23 protein-coding genes are annotated in these 21,742 nt (G+C 50.8%); 22 read left to right on the forward strand and 1 reads right to left on the reverse strand.

Annotated features, from left to right (window positions below):
* Window positions 1–74: 74 nt before the first annotated feature.
* The 6 genes from Psch_RS21030 to Psch_RS01155 all read left to right on the forward strand — a co-directional run bounded on the left by Psch_RS21030 (window position 75) and on the right by Psch_RS01155 (window position 4,380).
* A complete protein-coding gene (locus Psch_RS21030) occupies window positions 75–329 on the forward strand; it encodes a hypothetical protein (RefSeq protein ID WP_243123917.1) in 255 nt (84 codons plus the stop codon).
* 171 nt (window positions 330–500) lie between these two features.
* The gene (locus tag Psch_RS01135) at window positions 501–719 is read left to right on the forward strand and encodes a 4Fe-4S binding protein (RefSeq protein WP_134216854.1); all 219 of its coding nucleotides are present in this window, start codon (window positions 501–503) and stop codon (window positions 717–719) included.
* On the forward strand, window positions 716–1,783 hold the full coding sequence (locus tag Psch_RS01140; RefSeq protein WP_190238866.1) for a 3-methyl-2-oxobutanoate dehydrogenase subunit VorB: 1,068 nt from the start codon (window positions 716–718) through the stop codon (window positions 1,781–1,783). The genes Psch_RS01135 and Psch_RS01140 overlap by 4 nt, the downstream gene beginning before the upstream one ends.
* Window positions 1,780–2,526 (forward strand): thiamine pyrophosphate-dependent enzyme, encoded by a 747-nt coding sequence (locus Psch_RS01145; protein ID WP_134216852.1) that lies wholly within the window; start codon window positions 1,780–1,782, stop codon window positions 2,524–2,526. Before Psch_RS01140 ends, Psch_RS01145 begins: the two co-directional genes overlap by 4 nt.
* Window positions 2,526–3,086 carry a 2-oxoacid:ferredoxin oxidoreductase subunit gamma family protein gene (locus Psch_RS01150; RefSeq protein WP_190238867.1) on the forward strand — a complete coding sequence of 187 codons (561 nt, stop codon included), beginning with the start codon at window positions 2,526–2,528 and terminating at the stop codon, window positions 3,084–3,086. Before Psch_RS01145 ends, Psch_RS01150 begins: the two co-directional genes overlap by 1 nt.
* Window positions 3,087–3,258: 172 nt before the next feature.
* Window positions 3,259–4,380 carry a M20/M25/M40 family metallo-hydrolase gene (locus Psch_RS01155; RefSeq protein ID WP_190238868.1) on the forward strand — a complete coding sequence of 374 codons (1,122 nt, stop codon included), beginning with the start codon at window positions 3,259–3,261 and terminating at the stop codon, window positions 4,378–4,380.
* A gap of 209 nt (window positions 4,381–4,589) precedes the next feature.
* Here the strand turns inward: Psch_RS01155 and mciZ are convergent, their stop codons facing one another.
* Window positions 4,590–4,781 (reverse strand): Z-ring formation inhibitor MciZ, encoded by a 192-nt coding sequence (mciZ, locus tag Psch_RS21565; RefSeq protein WP_190238869.1) that lies wholly within the window; start codon window positions 4,779–4,781, stop codon window positions 4,590–4,592.
* A 182-nt stretch (window positions 4,782–4,963) separates the two neighbouring features.
* On the opposite strand from mciZ, the gene spoIIM reads away from it, so the two are divergent.
* From spoIIM to trpS, 16 genes are all read left to right on the forward strand, one after another.
* Window positions 4,964–5,593, forward strand: a complete 630-nt coding sequence (gene spoIIM / locus Psch_RS01165) for a stage II sporulation protein M (RefSeq protein ID WP_190238870.1) — start codon at window positions 4,964–4,966, stop codon at window positions 5,591–5,593.
* A gap of 86 nt (window positions 5,594–5,679) precedes the next feature.
* Window positions 5,680–6,567 (forward strand): site-specific tyrosine recombinase XerD, encoded by an 888-nt coding sequence (xerD, locus tag Psch_RS01170; RefSeq protein ID WP_190238871.1) that lies wholly within the window; start codon window positions 5,680–5,682, stop codon window positions 6,565–6,567.
* 42 nt (window positions 6,568–6,609) lie between these two features.
* Window positions 6,610–7,779, forward strand: coding sequence for a phosphopentomutase (locus tag Psch_RS01175; RefSeq protein ID WP_427910066.1), 1,170 nt, complete (start codon window positions 6,610–6,612; stop codon window positions 7,777–7,779).
* Between the two features lie 44 nt (window positions 7,780–7,823).
* On the forward strand, window positions 7,824–9,125 hold the full coding sequence (locus Psch_RS01180; protein ID WP_190238873.1) for a pyrimidine-nucleoside phosphorylase: 1,302 nt from the start codon (window positions 7,824–7,826) through the stop codon (window positions 9,123–9,125).
* A 194-nt stretch (window positions 9,126–9,319) separates the two neighbouring features.
* On the forward strand, window positions 9,320–10,495 hold the full coding sequence (locus tag Psch_RS01185) for a D-alanyl-D-alanine carboxypeptidase family protein (RefSeq protein ID WP_190238874.1): 1,176 nt from the start codon (window positions 9,320–9,322) through the stop codon (window positions 10,493–10,495).
* A 134-nt stretch (window positions 10,496–10,629) separates the two neighbouring features.
* Window positions 10,630–11,001: an anti-sigma F factor antagonist gene (spoIIAA, locus tag Psch_RS01190; protein ID WP_243120424.1), complete on the forward strand. Its 372-nt coding sequence runs from the start codon at window positions 10,630–10,632 to the stop codon at window positions 10,999–11,001.
* A 15-nt stretch (window positions 11,002–11,016) separates the two neighbouring features.
* On the forward strand, window positions 11,017–11,466 hold the full coding sequence (gene spoIIAB / locus Psch_RS01195; protein ID WP_134216843.1) for an anti-sigma F factor: 450 nt from the start codon (window positions 11,017–11,019) through the stop codon (window positions 11,464–11,466).
* Between the two features lie 18 nt (window positions 11,467–11,484).
* Window positions 11,485–12,264: an RNA polymerase sporulation sigma factor SigF gene (gene sigF / locus Psch_RS01200; protein ID WP_190238875.1), complete on the forward strand. Its 780-nt coding sequence runs from the start codon at window positions 11,485–11,487 to the stop codon at window positions 12,262–12,264.
* A 162-nt stretch (window positions 12,265–12,426) separates the two neighbouring features.
* Window positions 12,427–12,621, forward strand: a complete 195-nt coding sequence (locus tag Psch_RS01205; RefSeq protein WP_134216841.1) for a dodecin family protein — start codon at window positions 12,427–12,429, stop codon at window positions 12,619–12,621.
* Window positions 12,622–13,049: 428 nt separating this feature from the next.
* On the forward strand, window positions 13,050–13,658 hold the full coding sequence (gene spoVAEA / locus Psch_RS01210) for a stage V sporulation protein SpoVABEA (protein ID WP_190238876.1): 609 nt from the start codon (window positions 13,050–13,052) through the stop codon (window positions 13,656–13,658).
* 81 nt (window positions 13,659–13,739) lie between these two features.
* A complete protein-coding gene (locus Psch_RS01215) occupies window positions 13,740–14,726 on the forward strand; it encodes an acyl-CoA dehydratase activase-related protein (protein ID WP_190238877.1) in 987 nt (328 codons plus the stop codon).
* A 31-nt stretch (window positions 14,727–14,757) separates the two neighbouring features.
* Complete coding sequence (locus tag Psch_RS01220; protein WP_190238878.1) at window positions 14,758–15,735, forward strand: acyl-CoA dehydratase activase; 978 nt, start codon at window positions 14,758–14,760, stop codon at window positions 15,733–15,735.
* A gap of 143 nt (window positions 15,736–15,878) precedes the next feature.
* On the forward strand, window positions 15,879–17,234 hold the full coding sequence (locus Psch_RS01225) for a TrpB-like pyridoxal phosphate-dependent enzyme (RefSeq protein WP_190238879.1): 1,356 nt from the start codon (window positions 15,879–15,881) through the stop codon (window positions 17,232–17,234).
* 232 nt (window positions 17,235–17,466) lie between these two features.
* Window positions 17,467–20,106 (forward strand): CBS domain-containing protein, encoded by a 2,640-nt coding sequence (locus Psch_RS01230; RefSeq protein WP_190238880.1) that lies wholly within the window; start codon window positions 17,467–17,469, stop codon window positions 20,104–20,106.
* The gene (locus tag Psch_RS01235) at window positions 20,099–20,725 is read left to right on the forward strand and encodes a site-2 protease family protein (protein WP_190238881.1); all 627 of its coding nucleotides are present in this window, start codon (window positions 20,099–20,101) and stop codon (window positions 20,723–20,725) included. The genes Psch_RS01230 and Psch_RS01235 overlap by 8 nt, the downstream gene beginning before the upstream one ends.
* A 31-nt stretch (window positions 20,726–20,756) precedes the next feature.
* Window positions 20,757–21,731, forward strand: a complete 975-nt coding sequence (gene trpS / locus Psch_RS01240; RefSeq protein ID WP_190238882.1) for a tryptophan--tRNA ligase — start codon at window positions 20,757–20,759, stop codon at window positions 21,729–21,731.
* Window positions 21,732–21,742: the final 11 nt, after the last annotated feature.

Consider the following 21,742-nt stretch of genomic DNA (forward strand, 5'->3'; position numbering starts at 1 on the left):
CAGTCCCCTGTAATATATTTTTTGTTGTTAATACCTGCCGCCTCAATACAAGAGATCAAAGCGGCATTATCAAGATGATGAGGGGCGTTGAAAGGACTTCCCGTTTACAGGTAAACGCCTTGATTTGCAATACCAACCTGGGTCGCCGGACAGATGCGAAAATCATTTTGCAAGGCTACAAAGTTATTGCCGGAGCGGCCGGACAATTAGGCTTACCTGTTGCTTTTATAGCGGCCCGCAGGGAGCTGGCTGACCAGCTTGGCCGCCTTGGAGCGCCGGTCCTCCCAATTGATATTTTTATGAAGTCGCCTTGGGAAGATTCTATTTAGTTTTAATATATCGTGTGAATGAATGAGCACCTTAAATTTTAGCCTTTGTTTGCATTTTCGGGTAGTTTTTGACGATACCTGATGTGAATGCTGTAACCAATAAATTTGATATGTAGAGTCCCTTGAGGATATCTACACATATTTGTTGAGTTTGGGAAGGAGAGTCTAGTTTTGGCAAGAGTAACCTTTAGAGAGGAACGCTGCAAAGGCTGCCAGCTGTGTCTGCCGGTCTGCCCCAAGGGTATTATCAGTATGTCCGCGCAGATCAACAGCATGGGCTATCACCCTGCCGGGGTGGAAGAGCAGGACAAGTGCACCGGTTGCGCTTTGTGCGCGCTGGTGTGTCCCGACATGGTGATCGAAGTGGAGAGGGAGGAGAGGAGCGCTTGACCAGGCTTTTGATGAAAGGAAACGAAGCTATCGGTGAAGCAGCGGTGCGGGCAGGCTGCCGCTACTTCTTTGGTTATCCTATAACGCCCCAAAGCGAGCTGACCCACTACCTGGCCAGACGCCTGCCGGAAGTAGGGGGCCTGTATTTGCAGGCAGAAAGCGAGGTAGCCTCGATCAATATGGTTTACGGCGCCGCCGGCGCAGGCGCAAGGGTGATGACCGCTTCCTCGGGACCAGGCATCAGCCTGATGCAGGAGGGTTTATCCTTTATGGCCGGCGCGGAACTCCCCTGTGTGGTTGTCAACCTGATGCGGGGTGGTCCTGGTTTGGGCAATATAGGGCCTTCCCAGGCGGATTATGCTCAGGCTACCAAGGGAGGCGGCCACGGAGATTACCACATGATCGTTCTGGCGCCTAATTCTGTACAGGAAATAATGGATCACACCAGGAGGGCCTTTGACCTTGCCGACCAGTACCGCAACCCGGTGATGGTGATGGCGGACGGGATTATGGCGCAGATGATGGAGCCGGTTGATCTGGAGGAAGATAATCAAATTCAGTTGCCGGCCAAACCCTGGGCGGCTACCGGGACGGCTTATCACGAGGGGAGAAACGTGATTAACTCCTGCTTTGTCATTCCGGAAGAAATGGAAGTTGTAAATTTAAGGCTGGAAAAGAAATACCAAAAGATGCGCCAAAGCGAGCAGCTCTGTGACGGTTACCTCCTGGAAGACGCGGAAATCGTCCTGGTGGCCTTTGGCACAGCTTCCAGGCTCTGCCGCTCGGTTGTGGACAAAGCCAGGCAGCGGGGTATTCCCGCCGGTCTGATCAGGCCTATTACCCTGTGGCCGTTTCCATATGATTTTATCGGAGAAATCGCTGGAAAGTTTAAGTGTATGCTTGCAGTGGAGATGAACATGGGACAAATGCAGGAGGATGTCCAACTGGCGGTCAAAGGCCGGATTCCCGTCTACCATTACGGCCGTCTGGGCGGGATGGTTCCGGTGGCCAGGGATATCCTGGAGGAAGTTATAAAGCTGTACAGCGGGGGTGCTGACCGATGAAAAAGGTTTTTGCCAGGCCAAAAACATTAAAAGACGTATCCTATCACTACTGCCCCGGTTGTACCCACGGCATAGCCCACCGCCTGATAGCTGAAGCGATTGACGAACTGGGCATCCAGAACACCACGATTGGCTTGGCCTCAGTAGGATGTTCCGTTTTCACCATGGACTATTTTGATATGGATATGGTCCAGGCCTCACACGGGAGAGCCCCCGCAGTTGCTACAGGAATAAAGAGGGTCCTGCCGGACCGGGTCATTTTTACCTACCAGGGTGATGGAGACCTGGCGGCAATAGGCACAGGGGAATTTGTGCACGCTGCCGCGCGCGGCGAAAATATTACCGTTATTTTTATCAATAACGCTGTTTATGGTATGACCGGCGGCCAGATGGCGCCCACCACCCTAATGGGGCAGGTGACTAAAACCACTCCCTTTGGACGCAAAAAGGAGATTAACGGCTTTCCGGTCAAGGTCTGTGAAATGCTTGCGCCATTGGAAGGTTCAGCTTACCTGGCCAGGGTAGCCGTGCACAGTCCCAAGTCAATTATCCAGGCCAAAAAGGTCATTAAAAAGTCTTTCGAGGTCCAAATGGCAGGGCTGGGTTTTTCCCTGGTGGAGGTGCTTTCCACCTGTCCGACCAACTGGGGTCTATCTCCTCTGGAAGCCGTAAAATGGCTTGAGGACAATATGATCCCTTACTATCCACTTGGTGAGTTCAAAAAGCCGGAGGGGGTGGCCTGATGCTGGAGGAAATTTATATTGCCGGTTTTGGCGGGCAAGGAGCTTTGTCAACCGGTCAGTTGCTCGCTCAGGCGGGGTTATTGGAAGGAAAGTGTGTTTCCTACGTCCCGGTCTACGGGGTGGAAAAAAGGGGTGGGGTGGCCAACTGCGGTGTCACCATCTCGGACCGTGAAATCAGTTCGCCCATTGTTACCGAGCCGACAGTCCTGGTCGTGATGAACAATTCCTCACTGGCGAGATATCAGGAGTCGGTGGTCCCGGGCGGTATGATTATTATTAACAGTTCCCTGGTAGAGTCGCCGGTTACCCGGAGCGACGTTAAGGTTGTAAGCATCCGGGCCAATGAGGAAGCGGAAGCGCTGGGGAACGTCAAGGTGGCTAACAACGTCATCCTGGGGGCTTTGCTTGAGTTAACCGGGGTAGCGTCCATAAAAGGAGTGGAACAATCCTTAAAGGAAGTCTTTCCAAAGCGGCACCACCACATGATCCCGGCCAACGTCAAGGCGCTCGAAAGAGGGGCCGAACTGGTCAGGACGCATAAATTTTCCCGGACGGATTAATATATTAAAAAGATTTATGATAACACCTCCTGGCGAAGCTGCTAATTAATATGAAAAATGCCCTATATAACCAAAATGCAGGTGCGAATTCATTCGCACATGACCTAAAAGCAATGCAATAATCCCTTAAAATCAAGGTCAATCCGGAATCCTATATTCAGGGTGGGTGATTATGGTTAAATCTGAACGTATTCTAAATGAATTTTTAGAACTCGTCCAGGTCGACAGCGTATCCGGCAAAGAGCGGGACATGGCTGATCTGCTCAAAAGAAAACTTTCAGAAATTGGCCTGGAGGTAAGTGAAGACAACGCCGGCCGGGAAGTTGGGTCGGATACCGGCAACATTATCGGCAAGCTGCCTGGAAAGAGCGGAGCTCCTGTGTTGCTGCTGTCTGCCCACATGGATACGGTAGAACCCGGCAGTGGGGTCAAGCCCCTGATTGACGGGGAGTTGGTCCGATCTTCCGGTGATACTGTACTTGGGGCCGACGACAAGGCCGGCATCGCCGCCATTCTTGAGGTTTTGCGGTTGGTCAGGGAGCAAAACATTGAACATGGCGGCCTGGAGGTTGTTTTTACCATCTGGGAAGAAGGCGGGCTTTTTGGTTCCAAGAACCTGGATTACAGCCAACTGGCGGCAACAGCCGGTTTTGTGCTTGACAGCGACGGGCCGCCTGGTACGATCGTTACCAGGGCTCCATGGCAGGACCATATAGGAGCGACCATCACAGGCAGGTCGGCCCACGCCGGGATTAACCCCGAGCAAGGGATTAATGCGATTATGGTAGCCTCCCAGGCCATTGCCGGGATGAAGGTTGGTCGCATTGACGAAGAGACCACCAGCAATATCGGTATTATTTCAGGTGGTAAAGCAACCAATATTGTCCCCGACAGTGTAACCATCCAGGGTGAGGCGCGCAGCTTGGTCCACGCCAAGTTAACAGCGCAGACTTCACATATGTGTGAAACTCTACAAAAAGCTGCTGGTAAATTTGGCGCCAAAGCCAAAATTGTGGTAGATAGGCAATATGATGGATTTAGACTGGATGAGCAATCTCTTCCTGTCCGCCTGGCCTCAAGCGCAGCTAAAAACTTGGGATTAACCGCCAGCCTGAAAAATACCGGCGGGGGCAGCGACGCCAATAGTTATAACAGTAAAGGTATTCCAGCGGTTGTGCTGGGTATCGGGATGAGTAAAGTCCATACAACAGAGGAATTTATCAGCCTGGCCGACCTCAGCGGCAATGCCCGTTACCTTTTAGAAATTGTACGCGCAACCCAGGCTCTACCCTGAAAACAACATACGGAGCACGTCCCCGAAAAATGCAGGTGCGAATTCATTCGCACAAAGTTGCATTAGATCCCAAGTTCAGCGCTGACACGCCGTGTGCGCTTGAAATCGCGCCTACATCGCTAAGTATATTTTTATGATACGTGGCGCTGCGACAGCGGCATGTTAAACTATCCCGAAAATCATTGATATGTTCTGCATCTAAATGTGTCTCAATTAAGATTATGAGTTATTAGTTCCTTAACAGTCCGGTACCTGCTGGCATAGGTCTGAAGCAGGCGCCGGATTTCTTTTGGCTTGCCGCAAAGAAAAACTCCTCCCTTTTGAACGTAAAGTTTTACCCTGAAAGACTCCCCAGTCCCAATGTGTTCGCAAACATTATTTGTACCTGCGCGCATTGCCATGGATTTTGGCTCCCTTCCTAACTTGTCCTTTAAACATATGAAAGACAGCAAGAAGTTATGAGCTTTTCGTTTTGTCAGGCAGGTTATAAAAAGGACGCCTGAGCAAAATTGCTCTCAGGCTATTCATAAAGGGGATGTCCCGGCCATAAAAATAATCAGGAACAGGACGAGGGGGCTGGAAGGTGCTTAAATCGCTGCGGGGCTTTTGGGGCAACTCGCTACGTTACAGCTGGCCTGCTTATTTAATTGTGGTGGGGGTATTTGCTTTTGGGATCATCACAGGCGCCATGGGTGTTAAAGGAATCCCGTTTGAACAGGCTCAGGAACTAACAACTTACCTTGAACAGTTCCTGCAGCAGGCTGGGATGATGGAAGTGGATAACACCGGTGCTCTAAGGGATGTAATGTACAATGACCTGGTTCTCATTTTGGAAGTATATCTCCTGGGTTTGACCGTTATCGGCATTCCGGTTATGCTGGGAATTATCTTTACCCGCGGCTTTGTTCTGGGATATTGTGTTGCTTTCTTAACCAACTCAAAAAGCCTGCAGGGGATGGCGCTGACTTGCGCGGCTATCCTGCCCCAGAATATTATCCTGGTTCCGGCGCTGCTAATGGGCGGCGTTGCTTCACTATGCTTTGCCCTGTTGCTCGTCAAGCGTTTTTATAACTCAAAAACAGTAATATGGCCAAGTTTTGTTATTTACAGCGGATTGATGTGCCTTGTTCTGGCTGTTTCGGCCGGGGCCGGCCTGGTAGAAGTATACCTGACGCCGCTCCTGGTCAAACTCACCGCCGCCTACCTGCTGTAGCGGTTTGTTCGTATTTATAAAAGGATTATATGGCTGGATGTGGAAATAGAGTCTTGCAAAAGACTTTATTTTTTTGGGGTATTTAAATGGAAAAATTTCTCGAAGAATTTATCTATCATCTATCAGTGGAACGGGGGCTTGCAGCAAATACGCTGGTATCTTACCGGACCGATTTAAAAGCTTATATCGCCTTTTGCCGCAAGTATAGTTTGGTTACCATGGAGCAGGCCGGGAAAGACGCGATTATGTCATACCTCTTCCAACTGCAATTGGACGGGCGCTCGCCGGCTACCATATCCCGTCATTTGGCGGCTATTAAATCATACTACCGTTTTGCATTAAATGAGGGGGTCGTCAGCAAGGATCCCTCTCAGGAGCTGGAATCACCAAAGCCGCCCCAGAGGCTGCCCAGGGTCCTGACCATAGAAGAAGTGGACCTTTTACTGAGCCAGCCCAATATCGGGGAGCCTGCGGGTTTGCGGGACAAGGCCATGCTGGAGCTCCTTTACGCCACCGGGCTGCGGGTATCTGAACTGGTTTCACTCGACCTCACCAACCTCAACCTTGAAAACGGCTTTATCCGTTGTTTCGGCAAGGGGTCCAAAGAGCGGGTAATCCCGCTGGGTGATGTCGCAGCCCGCTTCCTCAGGGAATACCTGGGGCGCGGCAGGCGCAAACTAGAGAAATCCGGAAAGGTCTCCGCGCTTTTTGTCAACCACCGCGGCCAGAGGTTGACCAGGCAGGGATTTTGGAAAATTATTAAAAAGTACGCCCTCAAGGCCAAAATTAATACTGTCATAACCCCGCACACACTGAGGCATTCCTTCGCCACACACCTGTTGGAAAATGGCGCCGATATCCGTTCGGTCCAGGAAATGCTGGGGCATACTGATATCAGCACCACTCAGATTTATACTCACCTCACCAAAAAAAGGGTCAGGGAGATTTACAACCGCAGTCACCCCAGGGCCTGAACAGGTGGGAGTAATACACATTAAAGGGGGTTGTCACCCGAATTGAAAAGAGTCGCCTTAGTTGTATTGGACAGCGTTGGGGTAGGGGAACTGCCGGATGCCGGCAAATATGGAGATACCGGCAGCAACACGCTATGCAATATCGCCAGGTCTGTGGGAGGATTGCGCCTGCCCAATCTGGCCGGCCTGGGCCTGGGAAATATTATTCATATAGCGGGGGTTCCTCCGGCAAAAAAACCGGCAGCGTCTTTCGGCCGGATGGCCGAGTTGTCACCGGGCAAAGATACCACGACAGGCCACTGGGAACTATCCGGTTTAATCCTGGAGCGGCCATTTCCTGTTTACCCTGACGGTTTTCCCCCTGAGCTGATTAGAGCTTACGAGGAACGCATAGGACGCAAAGTCCTTGGCAACAAGGTTGCCTCCGGCACAGCGATCATCGAAGAACTTGGTGAACAGCACATGGCGACAGGTTTACCCATCGTCTATACCTCAGCCGACAGCGTATTCCAGATAGCCGCACACGAGGAGATCATACCGCTGGAAGAATTGTACCGGATTTGCCGTATTGCGCGGGAGCTGCTAACCGGGGAGCATGCCGTGGGCAGGGTGATCGCCAGGCCTTTCACCGGTGGACCGGGGAATTTTAAAAGGACGATGAACCGGCATGACTTTTCATTAAAACCACCGGGCCAAACAGTGCTGAACCTGCTTAAAAATAACGGCATCCCCGTCATTGCTATCGGTAAAATCCGTGACATTTTCGATGGAGAGGGGATTACCGATTCCATTCCGACCAAAGGAAACACGGATGGCATGGAGCAGATCATAAATATGCTTAAATCGGTTACTGGTGGGCTGATTTTTGCCAACCTGGTTGACTTTGATATGCTTTACGGCCATCGCAATAACCCGCGGGGCTACGCTGAGGCACTGGAAGAACTGGACCTGCGTTTACCGGAACTGCTCAAGCTGCTGCGGGAAGAGGATGTGCTGATTATTACAGCGGACCACGGTTGTGACCCAACCACCCCGTCCACGGATCATTCCAGGGAGTACGTACCCCTCCTCGTTTACGGCAAAACGCTGCGCGGCGGGATAGATCTCGGGGTAAGGGAAACCTTCGCGGATGTGGCGGCCACCATAGCCGACAGCTTTGGCCTGAAATATTCTGCCGGCACAAGCTTTTGGCCGCAAATAAGCGCGCCTTGAAAAAGCTGGCCGTCAAAGGAGAGCAGTAATATGGGGGTAATGCGATGAGGATGGTTGACCTGATCCAAAAAAAGAAGCAGGGTGGAAAATTAACCAGGGATGAAATTAACTTCATCATTTCCGGCTACACTTCCGGAGAAGTGCCTGACTATCAGATGTCAGCCTTACTCATGGCGATATACTTCAAGGGTATGGATAAAGAAGAAATCGCCAACCTGACCCTTGCTTATGTTGATTCGGGAGATAAGCTTGATTTGACGGCAATCAAAGGAATAAAAGTTGATAAACATTCGACCGGCGGCGTTGGCGACAAGGTCAGCCTGGTCATTATCCCCCTGGTCGCAGCCGCGGGAATACCGGTTGCAAAAATGTCCGGCAGGGGTTTGGGTCACACAGGGGGGACTATTGACAAGCTGGAGGCAATTGCCGGATTTAACACCAACCTGCCGGGCGACAAATTCATTTCAAATGTGAATGCCTACAAAATGGCTATTGCCGGTCAAAGCGCCAACTTGACTCCTGCTGACAAGAAGATATATGCCTTGCGGGACGTTACCGCGACAGTGGACAGTATTCCTTTGATCGCGAGTTCGGTAATGAGTAAGAAGATAGCATCCGGCGCCGACGCCATTGTCCTGGACGTTAAGGTCGGGTCCGGAGCTTTTATGAAGTCAATCGATGAAGCTAAGGAACTCGCCCTGACTATGGTTGAAATAGGCAAATCGCTTAACAGAAAAACAATAGCTGTTATTACGGATATGAGCCAGCCTTTAGGCAATGAGGTCGGTAACGCCAGTGAAGTTAAGGAAGCTATAGAAGCGCTGGCGGGTAAAGGCGCAAAGGATTTAACCGCTGTAGCGCTTACCATAGCCGCTCACATGACTGTGTTGGGTGGCGCTTTTCCTGATTTTGAACATGCTTATAATGAGCTGGAACGATATATTATGTCCGGTAAGGCTATTGAAAAGTTCAAACAGTTTGTTGAAATCCAAGGGGGCAATCCCGGATTTATAGATAACCCTGCTAGTCTTCCCAAAGCGAAGAAGCATATCGAAGTGAAAGCTTTAAAATCAGGTTATGTGGCGGCAATCAACGCTGAAGCCATAGGAGTTGCGGCGATGCTCCTTGGAGCAGGCCGGAAAAAAAAGGATGACCGCATTGATTACTCCGCCGGATTGACCATGGTTAAAAAAATAGGTGAGTATGTCAGAGCCGGTGATACAATCTGTATATTGCACTCTAACCTTGATGAGCATGAAGAAGCCGAAGCTATGGTAATGAACGCATATTCATTCAGTGATAGTCAGCCAAGCCCGATTCATTTTGTATATGATGTGGTGCAATAAAATTGCCTGTCTAGAACGAGTCGCCTCGCATATGCGCGGGGTGTTTTTTTATTTGTTGATGAGTTACCACGCATAACTTTAAAACAAGGAAACATAATACAAACAACCCCGGTACAAGCGAAGATGATAGCGTTTCCATAGAACCACCTGGAAGAATTTGGAGAAACTGAAATATCGATTGGGGGTAAGCTTTTATGTCCTGGCAAAAAACCAAGTTAATCCTGCTGTTTGCATTGCTTCTTGCCGTTTTTACTGGTTGTCAGTTTGCTTTTGCCGCCGAACTGGCAGCAAAAGCCAATGAACCCGCTAAAGGAACCCTGGAAACAACAGCCGAAGCGGCCGTGCTGCTTGAGCCCTATTCCAATAAAATTATCTATGAAAAGGAGCCGGACAAGCGGCTGCCCATGGCCAGCGTCACAAAGTTGATGACCCTGCTGCTGGCGACGGAAGCAGTGGAAGCGGGTGAGTTTAAGTTGACCGACCAGGTTGTGGCCAGTGAAAACGCCTGGGAAATGGGCGGGTCGCAGATTTATCTCGAACCTGGTGAGGAAATGAGCCTGTGGGACCTGCTCACAGCAGTAGGGCTGCAATCGGCTAACGACGCCAGCGTGGCTGTCGCTGAACACATTGCAGGGAGCGAAGACGCTTTCGTAGAGGCCATGAACGATAAGGCCAAGTCCCTCGGACTGGAAAACACCCATTTCGTCAACTGCCACGGCCTTACCGCGGATGACCACTATACCAGCGCTCATGACCTGGCCGTGATCTTAAAAGCAGGGCTGGAAAACCCGCTTTTTAAAAAAATAACCGCGATGAAGGAACATGAACTGCGCGGCGGCGCCTTTAAATTGTGGAACACCAACAAGATGCTCTGGTGGTACGATGGAGCCGACGCCGGCAAGACCGGTTGGACTGAGGCGGCAAAATACTGTCTGGCTTCCTCGGCGGAAAGAGACGGCCTCAGGCTGATCTGCGTTGTCCTAGGAACGGCTGAACCAAAAAGTCATTTCAATGAATCAACCAAAATTCTGGACTATGGATTTGCCCGTTATAAAGCGGTTAATATGGCCGAAAAGGGAACCAGCGTGGGCACTGTCAAGGTAAGTAAGGGGCAGTCCGCCAGTGTGGATGTCCTGACCTCGGAAAGGGCCGGCGTAGTAGTGCCAAAGGGTGAAGAAAAGGGGTTTGAGTCAAAGGTTGAACTGCCCGGATATATTAGCGCTCCGGTCTTGAAGGGCCAGGAAGTGGGGTCGTATGTCGTTACCAAGAAAGGCCAGGAAGTCTTGCGGGTTAAACTCATAGCCAAAGATGATGTCCCCAAAGCCTCAATATTCCTTCAAATGAAAAGAGTAATCGACAGCGTTTATTAAAAGCAGCGGATATAGAACATCATAATCCACAGGTGATGTGTTAAATGAGCGGGAAAAAGCCTGCTCATTTTTCTTATCATGAATCACAGCTTGCCTTTTGGTGATACATTTGGTAAGATTTAGCAGAAGGGTATATGCAATTAACTATTGAGAAAGGATTGGCGCCCGTGCTCTTGGATATTGAGTTTAAACAGGATACCCTGCTTGTCCGCCCGGGTGGGGAACTTGACCTTAGCGTAGCTGACTTTCTCCGAAATAACCTTGAAGAGTCTCTCGACCGGGAACCCGCCAGAAATATAGTTTTGAATCTATCGAAAGTATCATTTGTGGACAGTTCGGTACTGGGAGTATTTCTGGGCCGTTACAAGCGGGTTTCAAAAAACGGGGGTAGAGTTATCATTGTTTCACCTCAGCCTCAGGTTCGTAGAATCCTTGAATTGTCCGGTCTCTTCAGGATTATGGGCGAGTCTGACAGTGAAGCCGAGGCCCTGCGGAAACTAGGTTAGAGGAGGATTGAAACCATGCCGTTAAATAACCAGATGAAACTGGAATTTCTTAGCATACCGGCGAATATATCCTTTGCCAGGGCAACTGTTGCCGCTTTTGCCTCCCAGCTTGAATTTACCTTGAGCGACCTTGAGGAAGTTAAGGTTGCCGTATCAGAAGCGGTAAGCAATTCTATCATCCACGGCTACAGGAATGCCCCGGACCGTTTTATAAAGATCTATGCCGGACTGACGGAAAACACGCTTGAACTAAGCATAGAGGACGATGGCAGGGGAATAGAAGACATTGACAGGGCCCTGCAGCCGGCGTTTACCACAGACCCTGAACGACTGGGCCTCGGGTTTGTTTTTATGCAGTCTTTCATGGAGAACTTACAGGTCGATTCACTGCCAGGGCGTGGAACCATGGTCCGCATGAGTAGAAGAGTTGGCGCCGGGGCTGTCCAAAACAGCCGGGAACACTAAGCAGGAGTTGAACAAATAATGAGCAGCAGGTTGGTGGAAATGAACCTGCCACGCTTTCCTCTGTTGAAAGACAAGGAAATGAAAGAATTACTCCAGAAAGCCAAAAATGGTGACAGTTATGCCCGCGACAAGCTGGTCAACTGTAACCTCAAATTGGTATTTAACCTGGTCAAACGATTTCAGAACAGGGGCTATGAACTGGAAGACCTTTTTCAAATCGGTTGCATCGGGCTGATGAAGGCTATTGATAAATTTGACCTGGGGTATGACGTTAAATTCTCAACTTATGCGGTACCTATGATAGTTGGAGAAATCAGGCGATTCTTAAGAGATGACAACCCGGTCAAGGTTAGCCGCTCGGTCAAAGAAACAGCTTATAAAATACAGCAAACAAGGGAACTGCTTACGGCCAGGCTGGGCAGGGAACCAACAATTGGCGAGATCGCAGGTGAACTGAGTCTTTCCAGAGAAGAAATTGTCAATGCCCTGGAAGCTGCGCAGACACCCGCTTCCATTTATGAGACCCTGCATCAGGATGACGGTGACCCGATCTACCTGCTTGACCAGTTGAAGGACAGTGAAGACGGGGAAACACCCTGGCTTGAGAGCCTTTCGGTAAGCGAGCTTTTAGATAAACTGCCGGAAAGAGACAGGCAGATCATAACCTGGCGTTTTTTTGAGGATAAAACCCAGTCTGACATTGCCAGGCGGCTGAGTCTTTCACAGGTCCAGGTCTCAAGGCTGGAAAGACAGGCCTTGAAAAAAATTAAGGACCTGATGGATGACAGTGGTGAATAGTCTCTCACAAGCGCCAAGGACGGGAACAGTTCCAAGGAAAGGTTTGTAGATATTCTGAGGCTCCGTAAAGGGCCTTTTTATTTTGCTCCTAAAAATTGTATAGATATCCGGTTGCTACACATAATATTACCGCTATAGAAAAAACTTAAGGAGGAATAAACCATGCATGTTATAGTTTCAGAGTTGGTGGGGGAATCCCCCGATAGTTGGAAAGGCGCCGTCCAGTCTGCTATCAGCGAAGCGTCACGTACAGTGAAGAATATCGTAGCTGTTGAAATCGTGAACTTCACCGCCAATGTTGAGAACGGCCGTCTTGTTGAATACAAAGCCAATGTAAAAATAGCGCATACCGAATAGGTACATTATTGAAGAACTAATATGAAACACATCTTGACGCGGGTGTGGAATGCTGCCATTAACTTAAATTGTTACGCAATGCAAATTCGAATGAAATCGAACCAGATTAAAACAGCGCAAGGGTTTTACGTGTGAGTGAGATGTATTGACAAAGAAGGGTTCGGGTATATCCCCGAACTCTTCTTAAATTATCAATCAGGCCTCCCCAGTCTGTTCTCAATGACCAACTAAAGGAGGCTTATTATGGAGGGACAAGGTACCTGTCCCTGTGTCCCTGAGTTCTGTTGTCTGCATAAGGTTTAACCTGCAGGGAAGTATAACGAAAGGTCATATATTAGGAAAAATCACCAGCGACATTGGCCATGTTGTTGCCATTAAAAAGAGGTATTCGGCTATCCGGCGCTGACTTTTTAAGACCGAGAGGACATATGGACAATCTTTCTGAGTGCAAGAGAAAAGTCATCCTTGTTACCGATGGAGACCGCATCGCCAAGAGGGCGGTGGAAGTGGCGGCTAAAAACATCGGCGCCCGCTGCATTTCAGCCTCAGCCGGGAATCCGACCAGGCGGTCCGGAAAGGAACTGGTGGAAATGATTAAACAGGCCCCCAATGACCCGGTCGTGGTTATGCTTGATGACCGCGGGTTCAACGGCGCGGGGCGTGGCGAGGAGGCACTGGCTTTTATCACTGCTCATCCTGAGATACAGGTGCTTGGGGTGTTGGCGGTCGCCTCCAACACGGAAAACGTATCCGGCTGTACGGTAGACGCTTCTATAACCAACTCCGGAAAGGTTATTGAAGGCGCAGTCGATAAAAGTGGGAAACCTAAACATGATCCGCAGGAAGGTGATACTGTGGAAATAATCGATAAGCTTAACCTGCCCCTGGTGATCGGCATCGGCGATATAGGCAAAATGGACGGCGCTGATGAGGCAGGAAAGGGCGCGCCGCTAACAACAAGGGCTTTTCAAACTATAATCGAGAAAAGCGGTTTTGCACAAGACCTTGCTGTACTACAACCGGACGGCGCCTTGTAATAAAATCCCTGCAAATGGGGATACTTCACACCAGGCTGGTTATTTTTTTTGCCCAAAACACACTGGACGGAGGAATATACCGTGCCTTTAAAGGTTGGTATTCCAAGGGCTCTTCTTTATTATTACTACTACCCGATGTGGCGGGTCTTTTTTCAAGAACTGGGGGCCGAGGTAGTGCTCTCACAACCTTCCAACAAGGGGCTCCTGGCAAACGGGCTGAAAAACGCCGTTGATGAAGTATGCCTGCCGGTTAAACTGGCCTACGGTCATGTCCTGGACCTCGCAGGTAAGTCGGACCTCCTTTTTTTGCCCCGGATGGTCAGCATCGGGAGGCGTGAGTACATTTGCCCGAAATTCCTGGGGTTCCCGGATATGATCAGGCGGATCAAGGGACTTCCAAAATTGATTGACACCAATATCAATCTTTATAAAAGCAGTATGGAAATCTATCGGGCGGCACATGAGGTGGGGAAATTATTCAGCGGCAGCAGCTACAAAATATGGATGGCTTTCTTACGGTCGGTCAAGGTACATAATCAGTACTTTAAGCTGCTGCAAATGGGGTTAATGCCAACCGAGGCCATGGCTATTCTGGAAGACCGGGTTGAAAATTTACCCCTTCCTGAACCGGAGGATTCCTTTAAAGTAGCTTTAATCGGTCACCCCTACAATATCTATGACACCTACATCAACATGAACATTATCAAGAGACTGAAAGAAATGGGGGCAAGCATCGTAACAGCGGAGTTTCTGCCGGACCACGCCGTTAACTGCGCTTCCCGCTGTCTGCCCAAAAAACTGTTCTGGACGCTGGGCCAGCGCATGGCGGGAGCGGCCTTTAATTACATGAAACGTCCGGATGTGGCAGGGCTTGTGCATATAGCGGCGTTCGGTTGCGGCCCCGATTCTATGACGGGAGAATTAATTGAACGGAGCGCTCGCTCAAATGGTGTTCCTTTTTTAAATATTACTCTGGATGAACATACCGGAGAAGCCGGTCTCTTAACCAGGCTGGAAGCATTTATGGACATGTTGCGCTGGAGGAAAGCCGGAGCAATCTCTATGTAAAAGGAAAAAGATATTCGGGAGGGCGTAAGTTATGAAGGGTTTTTTGGGTATAGACGTCGGCTCGGTTAGTACCAATATTGTCTTTTTAGACGAGGGAGGCATGGTTGTCGAGGATATCTATCTAAGAACCCAGGGGCAGCCTATCGCCACCGTTCAGGCAGGTTTAAAAAAACTTGGCGCCCGGCTTCCCTCCGGTACAATTGTCAGGGGGGTTGGCACAACCGGCAGTGGAAGGCATCTGGCAGGCCTTATCGTAGGCGCCGACGCCGTAAAGAACGAAATCACCGCCCACGCTGTGGCAGCCTCCTCACTGACGCCTGGCGTTCAGACCATACTGGAAATCGGCGGACAGGACTCCAAAATTATTATCCTGCGCAATGGAGTCGTCAATGACTTTGCCATGAATACTGTATGTGCCGCCGGTACCGGTTCTTTTCTCGACCAGCAGGCGGCGCGTCTGAACATACCGATTGAGAAGTTTGGGGAGTACGCCTTGCTGGCCAGGGCTCCTGTGCGTATCGCCGGCAGGTGCGCGGTGTTTGCCGAGTCCGACATGATTCACAAACAGCAGATGGGCTGCAGCTTGCCGGATATTTTAGCCGGTCTCTGCGAGGCTCTGGTCAGAAACTACCTCAACAACCTGGGAAAAGGCAAAGAAATCCTGGCGCCGGTAGTATTCCAGGGAGGGGTAGCCGCCAATGTCGGGATGGTAAGGGCTTTTGAGAAAGCCCTGGACCTTTCAGTCCAGGTGCCGCCTTATTTTAACGTTATGGGCGCGGTTGGCGCCGCCATACTTGCCAGGGAAGCTGTAGCCAGGAAAGGTACCAGCCTTTTTAAAGGCTTTGGGGTGGCTGATACCAGTTTTCGCGCCGGTAGTTTTGAGTGCTCCGGTTGCGCCAACTTGTGCGAAGTGGTGGAGATATCGGAAAACAATAATATTTTAGCGCGCTGGGGCGACCGCTGTGGTAAGTGGAGCAGTACGGCCGGCCGGGAGGAAAAAATTAGCTAGAACAACCATGTTAATTATGCGCCGGCAGAAATGAAAATGTATTTTCATGGTAACATACCCTTGCGCCGGTACAGCCCAATACGATAAAATGGTTTTGGCTGTCGCCATAAATATTTCAAGAGATGAGAGGAGAGCAAGAAGAGATGAGTGAAACCAAAGTGCTGTTAACCGAGAAAGAGATGCCCAGAGCCTGGTACAATATTCTGGCGGATATGCCAAATAAGCCCAAACCGCCGTTGAACCCGGCCACAAAAGAGCCAATGGTTCCTCAGGATTTAACACCTATCTTTCCGCTTGAACTGATCAAGCAGGAAGCAAGCGAGGAGCGCTGGATTGAGATCCCCGATGAAGTGATGGAGATCTACAAGCTCTGGAGGCCTTCACCTCTCTGTCGCGCGCGTCGCCTGGAAAAAGCCCTGGATACCCCTGCCAAAATCTATTACAAATATGAGGGAGCAAGCCCGGCGGGAAGCCACAAACTCAACACGGCCGTTCCCCAGGCCTATTATAATAAAAAAGAGGGGATTAAGCGGCTGGCTACTGAAACCGGCGCCGGGCAGTGGGGAGTCGCTTTATCTCAGGCCTGCAACTTCTTTGGCATGGAATGCACCGTGTATATGGTAAAAGTCAGCTATCACCAGAAGCCCTACCGGCGTTCACTGATGCATGTCTTCGGCTCGGAGGTAATTGCCAGCCCCAGCGACCGCACCAATTCAGGCAGGGAAATTTTAAAAAAGGATCCCGAATCATTGGGCAGCCTGGGTATAGCCATCAGTGAAGCGGTTGAGGACGCGGCCGGGCGCGATGATACCAACTACGCGCTGGGCAGTGTTTTAAACCACGTTCTTTTACATCAAACCGTCATCGGCCTGGAGGCCAGAGAACAGTTGTCCAAGGTGGATAACTACCCGGACGTTGTCATTGCCTGTTGCGGTGGCGGCAGCAATTTCGGTGGGGCGACTTTCCCCTTTGCCTATGATAAAATTGTTAAAGGCGCCAAAGTAAAGTTGCTGGCAGTGGAACCAAGCGCCTGTCCGACTCTTACCAGGGGGCGCTTTGGCTATGATTACGGTGATGTGGCCGGTTTCACCCCGCTTCTGTCCATGTATACTTTAGGCACAGAGTTCATGCCGCCCGGTATTCACGCCGGAGGCCTGCGCTACCACGGCGAATCGCCACTGGTAAGCCAGCTGGTGCATGACGGTATTGCCGAGGCCGTGGCTTACGGGCAAACAGCGGTATTTGATTCGGGGGTCCTTTTTGCCAGGTGCGAGGGTATAGTGCCGGCTCCGGAATCATCACACGCCATCCATGCCGCGGTAGAAGAGGCATTAGCCGCCAGGGAGGCTGGAGAGTCCAGGACTATTCTATTCAACTTGAGCGGTCATGGCCTGCTGGACCTGCCCTCATATGACGCATATATGGAAGGGAACCTGGTAGATTACCCGCTTCCGGAGGAAAATCTTAAAAAGGCGCTGGAAAAGCTGCCAAAAATTTAAAACGAAAAAGAGGGTTGTCAGCTTTCCCGGCGCCAACCCTCTTTTTTTCGCATACGGAGCAATTCGCCATTAAATGTTGGCGAGAATTCATTCGCCCTTGCCACAGCAATGAGACAACCAGGTCAGCAGAACCTGAGCGCCCATAAGGGCGCTTTTAAATACATCCGGCAGTATGATATAATATAAAAACGTATTATTTTGGAAAAGGTTGTTTAGCGGAGGCCTCCCGGCAGTGGATATAATTACGACTCATACCAATGCCGATCTCGATGCCCTGGCTTCGATGGTGGCGGCACAAAAACTGTATCCCGGCTCCATTATGGTCTTTCCCGGGGCGCTCCTGAAAAACGTTGAGGAGTTTATGGCCCTGCATAAGGATACCATCTATGTCAGGACCATCCGGGATATCGCGCCTGAACTGGTGGAAAAGCTCATCCTTGTTGACACCAAAACACCCTCCCGCCTTGGCAAACTAGCTTACCTCCTGGATAGACCCGGTGTCGAGGTGCATATTTACGACCACCACCCCCGCAGTGAGGGGGACGCCACGGGCAGGTTTGAGGTCGTTGAGATGGTTGGGGCGACCACAACCCTGCTGGTAGAAAAAATCAGGGAAAAGCGCCTTCAGATAACACCGGTGGAGGCAACTGTCCTGGCCCTGGGCATTTATGAAGATACCGGGTCTCTTGTCTTTTCCAATACCACCCCCAGGGATGCGGAAGCGGTGGCTTATACCCTGGCCAACGGGGCCAATCTTGCCGTGGTCGCAAATTTCCTGTGGCGCCCTTTAACGGAGGAACAAAGGGAACTGTTGAAAGCTCTGCTGGTTTCGGCTGAGAGGTATAATATCAACGGTATCAAGTTCCTAATTGCAGAGGCAGACCTGGACCAATTTGTGGGAGGCCTGGACCTGCTGACTCACAAGCTGGTCGATTTTGCCAACCTTGAAGCTGTTTTCACGGTGGTCAAGATGGACGGCTGTGTCCACGTTGTCGCCCGCAGCAGCGTGCCCGAAGTAAGCGTTAAAGATATCCTTGGTATGCTGGGCGGCGGGGGACACCCCGCGGCGGCGTCGGCTGTCATCAAAAATTCGCAGGTGGCGGATGTGGTAAAACTTCTCCTGGCTGCGATCAGGCAGAAGGTAAAACCACCCGTTAGCGTGGCAGACATTATGTCCAGCCCGGTAAAGACAGTGGCGCCGGAAACCGTGATTGAAGAAGCGGGGCGAATTATGCTGCGCTACGGTCATACCGGGTTGCCTGTAATAAAAGATGAGCAAGTTGTGGGAGTTATTTCCCGGCGTGATGTGGAAAAAGCAGTCCACCACGGTCTTGGGCATGCTCCCGTTAAAGGATTCATGACCGGCAGCCTGGTGAGCGTCGGCCCGGAAGCTACGGTTGCCGCGGTTAGAGAGTTGATGATTGAGCACGACATCGGCCGGCTTCCGGTACTGCAAGAAGGAAAACTGGTCGGCATAGTATCGCGGACTGATGTGCTGCGGACGCTGCATGGTGATGTACAGTCAAAGCATTATAAGGTATATAGTGAAAAAAGCTTCAAATACCACTATAAAAACATACGCGAGCTGATCTATCGCAGTCTCCCGGAAGCATATATAACAATATTGGAACAAGTTGGAACAATAGCTAATGAATTGGGGTGCCGGGTCTTCGCCGCTGGAGGCATTGTCCGCGATCTGCTGCTGGGCGTAGAGAGCCTTGATCTCGACCTGGTGGTGGAAGGAGATGGGGTGGAAATGGCCCGCGCGCTTGGCCGGCGCTACGACGCCAGAGTACGTGTCCATCCCAAATTCCGCACCGCGACGGTCCTCTTTCCGGATGGCCGGCAGGTGGATGTGGCAACAGCCAGGGTGGAATTTTACCAACATCCCGCGGCCATGCCTCAAATTGAAACTTCGTCTCTGCACCAGGACCTTTACAGGCGCGACTTTACCATCAATGCCATGGCGGTTTCCTTAAACCAGAATGATTTTGGTGATATCATTGATTACTTCGGCGGCAGGGAGGACCTTGAACGCGGCCTGGTACGGGTACTGCACAACCTCAGCTTTGTAGAGGACCCAACCAGGCTGTTGCGGGGGGTAAGGTTTGAAAAGCGCTATGCCATGAACCTGGAACCTCAGACTTTTGCTTTGGCCAAGGAAGCTGTACGCAGCAAGATGCTGGAAAGGGTGGCTATGGAGCGGGTGTGGGAAGAATTAAAGCACATCCTTTCAGAGCCGCGGCCGGGGCTGGCCCTCTACCGGTTGCAAGAAATTGGGTTATGGGACTACCTCTTCCCGGGCGTCGACTATAAGCAAGTCCGGCAGGTACTGGATGAGCTGCCACGCTCATTAAGAGTAATACATACCTGGGATCTGGCAGAACAGCTGGAACCCTGGCTTGCGTACCTCCTGGCGCTGCTGAGCCGCTCGGATGCCGACACGGCAGGCGCTATATGCCGCCGCTATCATCTCGGCCAACGCTGGACCGACAGGGTGCATGCAGGTCTGTCCGGGTGGCAGGATGTCGCCGATTCTTTACAGCGCGCTCAGCAGATCCAGATGAGTGATCTGGCCAGGCGGTTGATGCCGCTGCCAGAGGAAGTTTGCCCGCTAATCTTGACCCGCCTTACCGGAAACGCCGCGAGGGCACAATTGCGTCAGGTCCTCAGCGCTATCAACTACGACCAGCCTTCCATCACCGGAAAGGACCTCAGCGGCATGGGCTTCACGCCGGGGCCGGCTTTCAAGCTGGCGCTGGATGCCGTGTGGCAAGCCCGATTGGACGGCCTGGTACGGACCAGGCAGGAAGAATTGAGCTATGCCAGAGAATACCTGGCGGCTTACGAAGGAGTAATTAATAGTGTTTAATTTTCCCAGCCTAAATACAATTGCCTTGACGTTGCCCGCCATAATTATAGGACTTACCTTCCACGAGTATGCCCATGGTTGGGTGGCTAAACAGCTTGGAGACAGGACAGCCGAGGCGCATGGCCGCCTTACAATTAACCCGGTGGCGCACCTTGACCCGGTTGGTTTCATTTTGCTCATACTGGCCGGATTCGGCTGGGCCAAACCGGTACCGGTCAACCCATACAATCTCAGGGGCGATATTAAACGGGGGATGCTGCTGGTATCTCTGGCCGGACCAGCCACGAACTTTCTCCTGGCCGTGGTTTCAGCTGTGCTTTTAGGATTGTTTGGGAGCATGCAGATCCCCTATTTTAATATCATCATGCAGTACATGATCGTGATTAACGTGGTCCTGGCGATATTCAACCTTATTCCCATCCCCCCCCTGGACGGCTCTAAAATCTTGGCCGGTCTCTTGCCGGGTCGCCAGGAATGGCTGGACCAGCTTGAATCTTACGGACCAATTTTGCTTATAGTCCTGGTTTTCTTCGGGTTTCGCTTTATATCCGTTTTAATAAACCCCGTCGTAAATATCCTTATTTTGCTGGCCAACATTGTTGCGCAGCTGGTAAGGTAGGCAATAACTATTTTCAAAAGGAGGCTTTTTTTTGCGAATTCTATCAGGAATCCAGCCCTCGGGTTCACTGCACCTGGGGAACTATTTCGGCATGATGAAAAGAATGGTGGATTACCAGGAGCATAGCGAGTTGTTTTGCTTCATTGTTAATTATCATGCTCTGACCTCAGTCTTTGACAGTGATTTTTTACGCCGGCAAACTTATGGAGCAGTTTGTGACTTCCTTGCTCTGGGGCTTGACCCGGAGAAGTCGGTGTTCTGGGTACAGGGCGACGTCCCGGAAGTAACCGAGTTGACCTGGTTATTGTCCAACGTAACGGGCATGGGGATTTTGGAGAGAAGTCACTCCTATAAAGATAAGACCGCTAAAGGGATTCCCGCCAGCCACGGTCTGTTCGCCTATCCTGTGCTCATGGCGGCCGATATTTTACTCTACGGCGCGGATAAAGTCCCGGTCGGCAAAGACCAGAAGCAGCACCTGGAGATTGCCAGAGATATCGCCATTCGTTTTAATAATACTTACGGAGATACTTTTGTGGTTCCGGAACCGGATATTGAAGAAGACTTTGCCACGGTACCGGGAGTTGACGGGCAGAAAATGTCTAAATCCTACGGAAACGCCATAGAAATATTTGCCGATGAAAAAAGCATCCGGGAAAAAATCATGCGCATTAAAACGGATTCGACCCCGGTCGACCAGCCCAAGCCGTTGAAGGACAATATACTTTATGATTTGTACAGCCTCTTTCTGGATGAGAGAGACAGGGCTGCTCTCAAAGAACGCTTTCTGAACCCCGGTTTGCGTTACGGTGATTTAAAGAAAGAGCTCGTAGGCGTCATCTGGGAATATTTCACGCCCTACCGCAACGAGCGCCAAAGACTGGAGCGGGACAGGCAGTATGTCATCGACATCATGCGCGAGGGCGCCCGCAAGGCCAGGCAGGCTGCAGCTGTCTACCTGGATCGGGCGCGGCACAACGTTGGCCTGGACTACTGGTATAAATAGAAGACGTCCAT

It is taken from the genome of Pelotomaculum schinkii, assembly GCF_004369205.1.
Classification (GTDB): domain Bacteria; phylum Bacillota; class Desulfotomaculia; order Desulfotomaculales; family Pelotomaculaceae; genus Pelotomaculum_C; species Pelotomaculum_C schinkii.

Coding starts and splice junctions, on each gene's coding strand:
- Psch_RS21030 (WP_243123917.1), top strand. CDS start 75: ATGATGAGGGGCGTTGAAAGGACTTCCCGTTTACAGGTAAACGCCTTG.
- Psch_RS01145 (WP_134216852.1), top strand. CDS start 1,780: ATGAAAAAGGTTTTTGCCAGGCCAAAAACATTAAAAGACGTATCCTAT.
- Psch_RS01150 (WP_190238867.1), top strand. CDS start 2,526: ATGCTGGAGGAAATTTATATTGCCGGTTTTGGCGGGCAAGGAGCTTTG.
- Psch_RS01155 (WP_190238868.1), top strand. CDS start 3,259: ATGGTTAAATCTGAACGTATTCTAAATGAATTTTTAGAACTCGTCCAG.
- mciZ (WP_190238869.1), bottom strand. CDS start 4,781: ATGGCAATGCGCGCAGGTACAAATAATGTTTGCGAACACATTGGGACT.
- xerD (WP_190238871.1), top strand. CDS start 5,680: ATGGAAAAATTTCTCGAAGAATTTATCTATCATCTATCAGTGGAACGG.
- Psch_RS01180 (WP_190238873.1), top strand. CDS start 7,824: ATGAGGATGGTTGACCTGATCCAAAAAAAGAAGCAGGGTGGAAAATTA.
- Psch_RS01185 (WP_190238874.1), top strand. CDS start 9,320: ATGTCCTGGCAAAAAACCAAGTTAATCCTGCTGTTTGCATTGCTTCTT.
- spoIIAA (WP_243120424.1), top strand. CDS start 10,630: ATGCAATTAACTATTGAGAAAGGATTGGCGCCCGTGCTCTTGGATATT.
- spoIIAB (WP_134216843.1), top strand. CDS start 11,017: ATGCCGTTAAATAACCAGATGAAACTGGAATTTCTTAGCATACCGGCG.
- sigF (WP_190238875.1), top strand. CDS start 11,485: ATGAGCAGCAGGTTGGTGGAAATGAACCTGCCACGCTTTCCTCTGTTG.
- Psch_RS01205 (WP_134216841.1), top strand. CDS start 12,427: ATGCATGTTATAGTTTCAGAGTTGGTGGGGGAATCCCCCGATAGTTGG.
- spoVAEA (WP_190238876.1), top strand. CDS start 13,050: ATGGACAATCTTTCTGAGTGCAAGAGAAAAGTCATCCTTGTTACCGAT.
- Psch_RS01220 (WP_190238878.1), top strand. CDS start 14,758: ATGAAGGGTTTTTTGGGTATAGACGTCGGCTCGGTTAGTACCAATATT.
- Psch_RS01225 (WP_190238879.1), top strand. CDS start 15,879: ATGAGTGAAACCAAAGTGCTGTTAACCGAGAAAGAGATGCCCAGAGCC.